This window comes from Sphingobacterium multivorum (assembly GCF_900457465.1).
Lineage (GTDB): Bacteria > Bacteroidota > Bacteroidia > Sphingobacteriales > Sphingobacteriaceae > Sphingobacterium > Sphingobacterium multivorum.
In genome coordinates this window covers 20,198-32,533 of the sequence record NZ_UAUU01000011.1, presented here as the reverse complement: position 1 = coordinate 32,533, position 12,336 = coordinate 20,198, and the positions used below count along the sequence as shown (strand labels likewise).

8 protein-coding genes and 1 pseudogene are annotated in these 12,336 nt (G+C 40.7%); 5 read left to right on the top strand and 4 right to left on the bottom strand.

All coding sequences use genetic code 11. The features are described 5' to 3' along the window. Nucleotides 1-113 precede the first annotated feature (113 nt). The 3 genes from DTA23_RS17015 (at nucleotide 114) to DTA23_RS17005 (ending at nucleotide 4,709) form a co-directional block, all read left to right on the top strand. Complete coding sequence (locus DTA23_RS17015; RefSeq protein WP_070563183.1) at nucleotides 114-1,967, top strand: DNA topoisomerase IV subunit B; 1,854 nt, start codon at nucleotides 114-116, stop codon at nucleotides 1,965-1,967. Nucleotides 1,968-2,004: 37 nt separating this feature from the next. Continuing rightward, on the top strand, nucleotides 2,005-2,847 hold the full coding sequence (purU, locus tag DTA23_RS17010) for a formyltetrahydrofolate deformylase (RefSeq protein WP_112375486.1): 843 nt from the start codon (nucleotides 2,005-2,007) through the stop codon (nucleotides 2,845-2,847). An 83-nt stretch (nucleotides 2,848-2,930) separates the two neighbouring features. Then, on the top strand, nucleotides 2,931-4,709 hold the full coding sequence (locus DTA23_RS17005; RefSeq protein ID WP_112375485.1) for a hypothetical protein: 1,779 nt from the start codon (nucleotides 2,931-2,933) through the stop codon (nucleotides 4,707-4,709). 154 nt (nucleotides 4,710-4,863) lie between these two features. Here the strand turns inward: DTA23_RS17005 and DTA23_RS17000 are convergent, their stop codons facing one another. The 4 genes and pseudogenes from DTA23_RS17000 to DTA23_RS16985 form a co-directional block, all read right to left on the bottom strand. Next, nucleotides 4,864-6,399 carry an IS1182 family transposase gene (locus tag DTA23_RS17000; protein WP_070560775.1) on the bottom strand — a complete coding sequence of 512 codons (1,536 nt, stop codon included), beginning with the start codon at nucleotides 6,397-6,399 and terminating at the stop codon, nucleotides 4,864-4,866. Nucleotides 6,400-6,534: 135 nt separating this feature from the next. Then, nucleotides 6,535-7,440: a class I SAM-dependent methyltransferase gene (locus tag DTA23_RS16995; RefSeq protein WP_112375484.1), complete on the bottom strand. Its 906-nt coding sequence runs from the start codon at nucleotides 7,438-7,440 to the stop codon at nucleotides 6,535-6,537. A gap of 107 nt (nucleotides 7,441-7,547) precedes the next feature. Beyond that, nucleotides 7,548-8,305: pseudogene (locus DTA23_RS16990) on the bottom strand (ABC transporter ATP-binding protein). A 9-nt stretch (nucleotides 8,306-8,314) separates the two neighbouring features. Further along, on the bottom strand, nucleotides 8,315-9,049 hold the full coding sequence (locus DTA23_RS16985; protein ID WP_112375483.1) for an MlaE family ABC transporter permease: 735 nt from the start codon (nucleotides 9,047-9,049) through the stop codon (nucleotides 8,315-8,317). 246 nt (nucleotides 9,050-9,295) lie between these two features. Between DTA23_RS16985 and DTA23_RS16980 the strand changes: the two genes are divergently transcribed. Next, nucleotides 9,296-10,243, top strand: a complete 948-nt coding sequence (locus tag DTA23_RS16980) for a toast rack family protein (protein WP_112375482.1) — start codon at nucleotides 9,296-9,298, stop codon at nucleotides 10,241-10,243. Nucleotides 10,244-10,288: 45 nt separating this feature from the next. After that, a complete protein-coding gene (gene ispG / locus DTA23_RS16975) occupies nucleotides 10,289-12,304 on the top strand; it encodes a (E)-4-hydroxy-3-methylbut-2-enyl-diphosphate synthase (protein ID WP_172462447.1) in 2,016 nt (671 codons plus the stop codon). Nucleotides 12,305-12,336 lie beyond the last annotated feature (32 nt).

The following is a 12,336-nucleotide window of genomic DNA, read 5'->3' as shown; positions in this document are numbered from 1 at the left end:
GGCAATTTTCTCCAGCAGTACGCAAACTAGCGATATCTAAAAAATTTAGCCTTTTAAACTACTTATCGTAGTTTATTTTTTTTACTTTTGTTAGCTAAGTTCTACATTAATTTATGAGTACATATAACGAAGACAGCATTAGGTCCCTGGATTGGAAAGAGCATATCCGCCTCCGTCCGGGAATGTACATTGGAAAGTTGGGGGACGGTTCGGCCTATGATGATGGTATCTATGTTTTATTGAAAGAGGTCGTTGACAACTCAATTGATGAGTTTGTTATGGGTGCCGGTAAAACTATTGATATCACGGTAAACGAAAATAAAGTTTCCGTACGCGATTATGGACGTGGTATCCCAATTGGTTCTGTGGTTGATGTTGTTTCTAAAATCAATACGGGTGGTAAATATGATAGTAAGGCTTTCCAAAAGTCCGTCGGTTTAAATGGTGTCGGTACAAAAGCCGTAAATGCTTTGTCCAGTCAGTTTACCGTCCAGTCATACCGTCAAAATATAACACGCATTGCCCAATTCTCTAAAGGGGAATTAGTCAATGATGAACAAAAAGATACGACGCAACGGAATGGTACATCTGTAACATTCTATCCAGACGATTCTATTTTCAGAAACTACAAATACCGTCCCGAATTTGTAGAGAATATGATCTGGAACTATGTTTTTCTAAACTCAGGTCTTACGATCAACTTTAATGGGCAAAAGTTTATTTCTGAGCACGGACTAAAAGATCTACTGGAACGAAATATTGATGCCGAGTCCATGCGCTATCCAATTATCCACTTACGGGGGGATGATATTGAAATCGCGATGACTCACGGCCAGCAATATGGAGAAGAATATTATTCTTTTGTCAACGGTCAGCACACCACACAGGGTGGAACACACCAGGCAGCCTTCCGTGAAGCACTAGTCAAAACAATCCGCGATTTTTACAGAAAAGAATTTGACGCATCGGATATTCGTTCATCAATTATCGGTGCCATCGCCATCAAAGTGCAGGAACCCGTTTTTGAATCACAGACCAAAACAAAGCTAGGATCTCAAAGTGTAGGCCCAGAAGGCCCTACGGTAAGAGGATTTATCAATGACTTTGTTAAAAAAGCATTGGATGATTACTTACATAAAAATCCGGCTACGGCAGATGCTCTTCAAAAACGTATTCTTCAATCGGAACGTGAACGTAAGGATATCGCCGGTATCAAAAAACTCGCCAACGAAAGAGCGAAGAAAGCCTCTTTGCACAACCGTAAACTACGTGACTGTAAAGTGCACTTCAGCGATAAAAATGAACGTAACCAAGAAACAACGTTGTTTATCACCGAGGGGGATTCTGCATCTGGTTCTATTACCAAATCGCGGGATGTGCAGACTCAAGCTGTTTTCAGTCTGAAAGGAAAACCGTTAAACTCCTACGGTATGTCCAAAAAGATTGTTTATGAAAACGAGGAATTTAACCTCTTACAACATGCGCTTAATATTGAAGACGGTCTCGATGGATTACGCTACAACAATATCGTAATTGCTACCGATGCCGATGTCGACGGCATGCACATCCGCCTGTTGCTATTGACATTTTTCTTGCAGTTTTTCCCAGACCTTGTCAAAGCTGGCCACGTTTCCATCTTACAGACACCACTTTTCCGTGTCCGCAACAAAAAGGAAACGATCTATTGCTATTCCGATGAAGAACGACAAAAAGCAATCGCAAAATTAGGCGCTAAACCTGAAATTACCCGATTCAAAGGTTTGGGTGAGATATCACCTTCCGAATTTGGATTATTTATCGGAAAAGATATCCGTCTTGACCCGGTTATCTTGTCCAAAGACAATAAAATTCAACAGTTATTAGAATATTACATGGGCAAAAACACACCAGATCGACAAAAGCATATTGTCGAAAATCTGCGTGTTGAAGTTGACCTTGAAGAAGAACTAACAAAAAAAGCGGGTTAAAATAACCCGCTTTTTTAGCAACCTACAACCACCTTTCATGCACAACCAAACCTTAATTCTGATCCAATGTCAAGATGCCGTTGGATTGGTCGCCAACATTTCAAATACGCTGGCAAAATATCAACTCAATATTGTCACCATGCGTGAATATGTGGATGAAGAAGCCAACAAATTCTTCGTGCGTGTCGTGTGTAACGGTATCGTGCCTGAGCAGAAACAGCTTTCGGATTCCCTTGCCGAAGTACTTCCCCCATCTGCTCAGATACAGATAAATCCCAATAACCGCAAAAAAATCGTCGTCCTCGTGACCAAAGAGCATCACTGCCTTGCCGATATCCTGGTACGTCAACACTTCGAAACATGGGGAGCCGAAGTACAGGCCGTAATTGGTAATTATGAATCATTACGCTCCTTTACGGAAAAGTTTGATATTCCTTTTCATTGCATCTCACATGAAAACCTAACAAAGGAAACATTCGAAAAACAACTGATCGCACAAATCCAAAACTATAATTTCGATTACATCATTCTGGCGAAGTTCATGCGAATCTTGTCTCCTCAGTTTGTCAGTACCTTTGAAAATAAACTGGTCAACATACACCATTCATTTCTACCCGCTTTTATTGGTGCCAACCCGTACAAGCAGGCTCATGCAAGAGGCGTTAAGATCATCGGTGCCACAGCGCATTTCGTTACCGACCAACTCGATGAAGGCCCCATCATCGTACAGGATATACGACATGTCAATCACACCTATACTGTAAAAGATATGGTAACTGCCGGCAAAGAAATAGAAAAGGCTGTTCTGAGCAGAGCAATTCGTCTGCTTAGTGAAGATCGTGTGATGCGCAACGATTACAAGACAATTGTATTTGAATAGTGATTACAATCATGTCCAGATAAAACAATCATTACTTTTTTTCAGCGTTATTCTCTATTATTTCGTAAAAGAAATATTTAAGAATGACGCATACTTTTCATATCCCCGTATTAGGCTTAGCTTTCTCCATCGACTCCGCACTTAAGGTCGCACAATATGGTATCTCCACCGTAATGTCTATTGTTGACGATGAACTCATCGAGCGCATGCGCCGCTATTACTGCGGACAATATCAAATCGTCTATCATCCGATCACTAAAACAGAAGAAGATTACCGGGCAAAAAGAATTACGGCCTATCTCAATCTCGTACAGTTTGTGGTCAAGAAGCAAGTCGTGGCCTTGAAGCGTCAGCCCTTTACCGAAAATTCAGAACTTACCAAATATTTTCAGCTTTTACCCGAGTCACATCCTTCAAAACCGATTTATCACGCGATGGAAATGGAAACCAATCGCGCGATTAAAACCGAGCTGCAAGATCTATTGATCAATTATCTCAAACCGGGAGACATCGATGTTAATATTATGTCCAAAGTAGATAAAATGAATTACCAGGATGGTAACCTATTGGATCAGCGTTATTCTGATGCTTCAGCAGCCTTACGTGGTTTTGCAAATTCCAACTTGCATTCCTCCCTTATCCTTTCCGCAGGGATGAATCCACACCTATACGCTTACCTCGCTGAATTACCGGCTTTCTTCCCCAATAGTGAAGGTCTATTTGACAAAAAAGTCGTTTTGAAAGTAAGTGACTTTCGATCGGCGCTCATCCAGGCAAAATATCTCGCTAAGCGTGGTGTATGGGTATCTGAATTCAGAATAGAATCCGGTTTGAACTGCGGTGGTCATGCTTTCGCAACCGATGGTCTTCTTCTGGGACCAATCCTTCAAGAGTTTAAAGAGAAAAAAGAAAGTTTGAAAACCGAACTTTTCGAGATATACCACGCATATTGGGTTTCCCAGGAGCGCTCATTAACAACTCCTCCCAGCATCAAATATACAGTTCAAGGAGGCGTGGGAACAGCTTCAGAACATCAGTTCTTATTAGACTATTATGGATTCGATGCCGTAGGATGGGGATCCCCATTCCTGATGGTTCCCGAAGCAACCACAGTAGATCAAGAAACCCTGAAAGCATTGGAACTTGCCAAGAAAGAAGACTTCTACTGTAGTGGAGCATCTCCATTGGGAATTCCCTTTAACAATTTCAGACAAAGTGGCGCAGAGTACCTACGGTTGGAACGTATAAAAAAAGGGCGCCCCGGTAGCCCTTGTAAAAAAGAATACCTTATTTCGAACACCGAGTTTGGTGATAAACCGATCTGCACTGCATCACGCGTCTATCAACATCAAAAGATCCAGGAACTACAAAAACAAAATCTGTCCGCTGCGGAATACGATAAATCCTTTGACGACATTACAGAAAAAACCTGTCTTTGTGAAGGGCTCGCAGCACCAGCTTATCTTAAGTACAATATCCAAAAGAGCAAAGAACAGACCGCTGTATCCATCTGCCCAGGCCCGAATCTTGTCTGGTTCAAAAAACAATATTCTTTGCGGGAAATGATCGACCACATCTATGGCCGTATATCAGTTTTTGAAAATGACAACAGACCTTTTGTTATGATCAACGAACTCAACCTGTATATCGATCATATTCAAAAATATGTAACAGACAATAAAAATATCATGAACGATAAAAAGATAAAATATGTAGCTAGATTCAAAGCACAATTACAAGCTGGAATAGCTTATTACAACGAACTTACCCAGCACTTATCGCTTATTCCACAAAATATCAGCACAGCGATACCCAGACAGCTTGAACTGGCATCACTACGTTTAAAAGACATCCATATGTAACCTCCTAATATAACTTTAAACAAACACGAAGCTGTCTCAAATTTATTGAGGCAGCTTTTTTATTAAATATGGCTATGCGATAGATTTGTGAGTTGTTTGTTGATTATTTCACAGAACTGTTCATTTGGGAAGAAAAAGAACAAAAAGTAGCTTTTTAAGCTGCTTTTTTCCTTAGATTTTGCGCTATAGCCAATAAACCCCATTCTATGGACACTTTTTCCTTACCGCGGAGCATAAATCTTCGGAACCCGTGGTTCTGTTTTATGTTTCCAAAGACTGGTTCGACATCGTGACATCGCTGTTTTCTTTTGGCTATACCGACATCGCTGTTAAGCAATCCGTATGCTCTATCTTTATAAGCCTCAAGCTGTTCATTTATCTGGATGATTCTATTGCCCTGTGATTTGTGGCAAGCACCGTTCAATGGGCAGTTTGTGCAGTTTTTTGCCTGATATCTTTTTATTTTTTGCTCGAAACCTGTGGAGGTCTTTTGTGTAAATAGACCTATGCAGTTCATTTCCTGTCCCATTGGACAGATATAGCAATCTTTTGCAGGGTTATAATGTAGTTTATCAACGGAGAATGGCTTCTTGCCCGAATAACTCTTTTTCTGCTCCTTGTCAAACATACCATATTTCACATAGGCCCCAATGTTTTTCCCTTCTAGTAACGCATAGTTCTCCTGGCTGCCATAGCCAGCATCTGCGGTAATGGTTTTCAGTATTTCCCCAAAGCTCGCCTCATGTTGTGCCAGATGACCGGGTAGCGTTGTGGTATCTGTGGGGGTGGGATGTATGGTGTAATTGACGATGTATTGATTGGAAGTAGATATCTGAATGTTATAACCTGGTTTGAGCTGGCCATTTTTCATATGATCCTCTTTCATGCGCATAAAAGTAGCATCGGGATCTGTCTTGCTATAACTATTTCTATCTCCAAGCGTTACTTCCTGCTCTTCATATTGAACAATCTTGGCCGGGTAGTTTTTAGTCGCATAGCGCAACTTTGCCCTCATCTTCTTGCTTACCGAAGGTTTATCGGACAAGACCCGGTTCAGGTTATCGACCGTAGCCTGAACTTTTTCGCGGTCAATTGTTGTCAGATCGGGAGGTTCCGGAAGGTTGTCCTCTGCTTTGGCGATACTTTGGGCGTATTCCCAAATATCTTTTAAGGCAGCTTTCATCTTCTCCTTATTGGTCTGGATAGCTTTTTTCCAGACAAAGGTGTATTTGTTAGCATTGGCTTCAATCTTGGTGCCATCGGTGTAAACATCTTCTATACTCAGCAGACCTTCTTCGGACAGGAGTTTGACAACTTCTTCAAATACACTACGAAGTGCTTCTTTCAAACGAACGCCTCGAAATCTGTTGATGGTATTGTGGTCGGGATAGCTCATGCCGCTCAGCCACATGAAATTGATGTTCTCCCGGCACGCCGTTTCCAATTTGCGACTGCTGTAGACATTGCTTACGTAGCCAAACACCAAAACTTTCAACAACATCTGCGGATGATAACTGGAGCAGCCTTTTATCTTATAAGCGTCCAATAGGGACTGGATGTTGATCCGGTTGATTACATCGTTAACGATACGTACCGGATGACCTTTGGACACCAGTTCGTCCAAAGTTGGAGGAATGGCCATGATCTGGTCCTGATAGTAAGGCTTAAAAGTAGCTCTTTGAGATGGCATATATCCTTTTTGTTTACACTATAAATATATGAAAATCAAACCGTTAAAACAAATAATAAACCTTAGATAATGCAAAAAAAGAGACTGCCTTTTTGAGACAGCCTCGTGTTATTATCAGGAATCTTTTGACAAGCCTTACTTCGCTATTTTGCGAAATTTACCGAATACCCCAAGTGGAAGTTTCGGTCCTGCTGTTGCTTGTAAGAACAACTCGCCTATTTCCAAGTTTTCCACTTTTGGGAAAGCTGTCTTAATTAAATTTTCAACAATAACAGAGGAAAACCCTAATGAATACGTATTCAAAATCAAGAAATGCTCTTTAGGATCCAATAGTTGAACGACTTCAGTCATCATTTCCATAATGTGATCTTCCAATTTCCATTTCTCGCCCTTTGGCCCATGCCCATATGCGGGTGGATCCAAAATAATCCCATTATATGTATTACCTCTTTTCAGCTCACGCTTTACAAATTTCAAAGCATCTTCAACCACCCAACGAATGTTATCCAAATTGGAAATTTCCATATTTTCATTTGCCCAGGTAACAACCTGTTTAATCGAATCTACGTGAGTCGTATCCGCGCCCGCAGCCTTTGCTATTAAAGATGCTCCACCAGTGTATGCAAAAAGATTTAGGACCTTCGGTCTTTCCGTCTTAAATGAACGTACAGATTCCGAAATATAGTCCCAATTTACAGCCTGTTCCGGAAATATCCCGACGTGTTTAAAAGATGTCAAGCCCAATCTAAATTTGATGGCCACATCCTTATTTTTATATTCGATATGCCAACGGTCTTGGGCTTGAGGATTTTTCTTCAACCATTCTCCTGAAGTAGCCGAACGACCTTTGAATTTGATATGATAACGCTTGTTCCACTCCGCATCAGTCAATGCCTTAGGCCATACAGCCTGAGGTTCTGGTCTGATTAAAATTAAATCACCAAAACGTTCCAGTTTTTCAAAATCACCACAATCAATGAGTTCATAGTCCTTCCAATGCTGTGGGGTCAATAGTTGTATATTTGTTGCTGCCAAAATCAAAATTTTCCGACAAAACTAAGCTAAATTTCAATATAAAAGAAATCTGCATGATGCTAACACAGATCAAACACATAAAATTACGCGCAATAAAGCCACGTTCCCAGCCCTTATTGCCCCATAGAAGCTTTCGCACTTTTCATTAATGGGCTTGCAAAAACAAAGTTGTTCAATTCCTCCACATCTGACCGCATCATATCCTTATTGGAACCTTCCCAGAATTTCTCTCCTTTATAGAGAAACAAAATATACTCACCAATTCCCATCACAGAATTCATATCATGTGTAACAACGACTGTCGTACATTTCAACTCTTGCGTAATTTTTAGTACCAATTCATCAATAACAATCGAAGTCTCCGGATCCAATCCCGAATTGGGTTCATCACAAAATAGATATTTAGGGTTCATACTAATTGCACGTGCAATTCCAACCCGCTTTTTCATCCCCCCCGAAAGCTCCGCAGGGAACAGTTTATTTCGTCCCTCCAGATTAACCTGTTCCAAACAATGATTTGCACGGTCTAATTTTTCCGCTTTGGACATATCCGTAAACATGTCCAACGAAAACATGATATTCTGCTCTACCGTCATCGAATCAAACAGCGCTGAATTTTGAAAAAGCATACCTATTTCTTTTCGAATAGGAACACGCTCTTCAAAATTCATCCGAGTAAAATCCTTGCCATCAAAAATTACCTTTCCTTTTTCCGGTTGGTGCAGGCCTACGATACATTTCAATAAAGTACTCTTTCCCGAACCCGACCTCCAATAATCAGACTCACCTTTCCGGGTTCGAAATTTGCACTAATTCCTTTCAGAACATGGTTGTCACCAAACGATTTGTTAATATCTTCGATTTGAATCATAAAATCTTTTTAAAGCATTAATGCGGTTATCACATAATCCGCCGCAAGAATAGTTATACAGCCAACGACAACTGCTTCTGTGCTAGCTTGCCCAACTTCCAACGCTCCGCCCTTTACATTATACCCTTTATAAGCAGATATCGAGGTAATAATAAACCCAAACAAAACAGCTTTAACAAGGGCAACTGTCACCGTGAAGCCGTTGAAGCCATCTTGAATTCCTAAAATATAATCCGCCTGTGTCACAGCGCCCGAAAGGGATCCACCTAACAAACCGCCCACTAAAGCGCACACGATAGAAATAATCACCAACATCGGAATCATGGTGATACCCGCCAATATTTTGGGTAATATCAAATAACCAGGAGCATTGATCCCCATAATTTCCAAAGCATCAATCTGCTCTGTAACACGCATGGATCCGATCTGTGAAGATATAGACGACCCAATTTTCCCCATTAAGACCAATCCCGAGATCGTCGGTCCTAATTCCAAAATATTTGAATCCCGGTTGATCGAACCTATAATTGAATTTGGGATCAAGTCGGATACCATCTGAAAGGCAATTTGCATGGTCATAACAGCGCCAATGAAGGTGGAAATAATAACGATAAGTCCTAGAGATCCTATACCAATATCGGTCATTGCCAATACTGTTTCCTTCCAATAAATTCGCCCTTTCTCCGGTCTTTTAAAAACTGATTTCAGGAGTATGAGATATGCACCAATGTGATGAAAGATCATATTATCTATTTAATTTCAATGTATTACGCCAATTTAACGGCTATACTGAGCCAAGCTATCCATTAAAGGTAATTAATTCCAGCAAATATATAAACAAGCAAAAACCCAAAAAGTATACGAAAAACGAAATTACTTACCGATCAATTAGTCACATTTACCGATTTTTTATGTATAATAGCCTAAACATTCATACGGTATCTCCCAAAGCGACTTACTTTTGAGATATATTAACAAACGGAATTAGTTATGAATACACGAAGAATAACAACTGGTATCACCATTCTCTTTATAGGAGTTGTCTTATTATTATCACAGCTCAACACAATTTCTTTCAACTGGGTAGGTATTTTTAGATACTGGCCGCTGTTTATTGTGCTTGCCGGAATTCGTATGCTGGTACCCAAAGACCAACAGATTGGACAGTTTGTCGCCATCGGTTCTACCGTCGTAATTTTAGGTTTTTTGACTTACATAGGGCTGTCGACACCAAAGGAACCACTTTTAACACAGCTTTTAAAAAGTAAAGGCGTCAACATCAATGTCGACGATCCCAACGATAAAACAAATTATACAACAGAAAAATTAAACGTCCCGCTGGATGATAAAATCCATAGTGCTACCCTAAACCTCGATTTGGGGGCCACTTCATTAAGAAATGATAGTAGCACTACTTCAGAAATCTTCTCGGCATTTAACACCTCAAAAGAATATCTACTGGGCATAACTGTACATGGAGAATCTGCAGACAAATTAGATATCAACCTAAAGGGAAAATTCAAAAACAAGGATTTTAACAGCAAAAACAACAATACGTTTATCGCTTTAAACCCCAACATCCTATGGAATCTGAATTTTGATGTAGGTGCAATTGATGCCAGGTTAGATCTTTCACCCTACAAGATAGAAACATTGGATATCGATGCTGGAGCGACTAGTCTAAAGTTAAAATTAGGTCAACCGCTGGCAACAACTAAAATTTCTATGGATGCTGGAGCCTCCTCTATTGAAATCTCCATCCCCAAAAACGCGGCCTGTCGTATTACAAGCGACAATGCATTATCCTCGACAGATTATGAGGGCGATTTCCTAAAAAGTGAAGGCGAAGTAAAATCGACAAATTACGACTCTGCCGCTCAAAAATTCGATTTCGATATCAACGGTGGCATCGCGTCAATAAAAATTAGAAGATATTAATTGACACCCGATTTTTAGTCAAGAAAAGCTAACTTTGTGTTAGATATGGACACAAGTAATATGTTGACATTACCTGGAATCTATTGCAATTCCAAGGTAGATTATTCGAGATGGAAAACAAGGGAAATTCAGATCGGTGATATTCCCATGGGTGGCGATAATCCCATTCGTATTCAAAGTATGACTACGGTAGATACAATGGATACGATGGGCTCAGTTGAGCAGACCATTCGAATGGTAGAGGCGGGCTGCGAATACGTTCGTATTACCGCTCCAAGTATTAAAGAAGCGCAAAATTTAGCTAACATAAAAGATGAACTTCGCAGAAGAGGCTATAAAGTCCCTTTAGTCGCTGATATTCATTTTACACCAAATGCTGCCGAGGTCGCTGCGCGCATCGTCGAGAAAGTAAGGGTCAATCCCGGTAACTATGCAGACAAGAAGAAATTTGATCAGCTATCTTATACCGATGCTGAATACAAGCGCGAGTTAGATCGCATCTATCAAAAATTCACTCCGCTCGTAAATATCTGTAAGGAAAATGGTACCGCTATGCGTATTGGTACCAACCACGGCTCACTTTCGGATAGGATCATGAGTCATTATGGTGACACTCCGGAAGGGATGGTCGAATCAGCCATGGAGTTTATCCGGATGTGTGAAGATCTGAGTTTCTACAATCTCTGTATCTCCATGAAATCGTCCAACCCGCAGGTCATGGTCAAAGCCTATCGATTGCTGGTCGAAAAAATGGTTTCCGAAAACATGAACTATCCCCTACATCTCGGTGTAACTGAAGCTGGAGACGGTGAAGATGGTCGTGTAAAATCTGCCGTCGGTATCGGAACACTGTTGGAAGATGGATTGGGCGATACGGTACGTGTATCGCTAACCGAAGAGCCTGAACGGGAAGCTCCGGTCGCTATAGCACTTGTCAATAGATATAGCAAAAGAAAGGCAAACATCGCGAGTCAGCCCAAACAAGAGATTGTTCAGCTCTCTCCGGAGACACCACATATTGCTTATGCCAGCCAAGAAGTAAATACCTTCATCGGCGGCTCTTTGGTACCTAGGGTTGTGGTCGACATTTCTAAGGAAAATCTAAAGGACGCTCAGATCCTTACCAAAGTAGGTTATCGCTACGATATCCTATTAGATAAATACCACATGGGTGAGCAGTCTGTAGACTTTGTTTATCTCGCAGACAGTTTACCATCCTTTACGATGCCGGCAAATCTGAAGCAAGTATATAACTATAATACCTGGTCAAAACTTACCGATCAAACCAATATTCATCCCCTCTTTACCTTAGAAGAATTCGTAAAGTCAGACAATAAGGATAAAGTCCTGAATATGGTCAAAATCTGTAATTCAGATTTATTAACCCCATTGTTTGAATCCTTACAGCTAGACAAAACAATCGTATTTATCGTAGAAACCGATTACTTGCACGGTATGGCAGATCAAAGACAGTTCTTTCGAAATCTGCAGGAAATCGGTATTGACAATCCTGTCATTATCAAGCGTTCTTATTTAGCGGAAGAATTCTCAGGACCCATTGGTGATTTTATGAATCCCGAAGAACCGATATCAAAAATACAGCTGTACGCTTCTACAGATCTAGGGGCATTATTAATTGATGGTTTAGGTTCAGGAATTTGGATTGACTCTCCGGCAACGGCATTGGAAAATATCGCCTCACTTTCGTTCGGAATTTTACAGGCGACACGATCCAGAATATCCAAGACAGAATATATTTCCTGTCCAAGCTGTGGCAGAACCTTATTTGATCTCCAAGAAACCACGCAGATGATCCGAAGCCGTACCAATCACTTAAAAGGCTTAAAAATTGGAATCATGGGCTGTATTGTTAATGGCCCTGGAGAAATGGCAGATGCAGACTATGGTTATGTTGGGGCGGGCCCTGATAAAGTGACATTATATAGAGGTCAGCAGGTGGTTAAGAAAAATGTGAGTTCAGCCCATGCCTTAGATGAATTGATCAAGATCATTCAAGATGATGGACTGTGGATCGAAGAACTACAACAAGACCAAAATTAACAAATCAAGCTATACATAAAATAGCAAAGGGG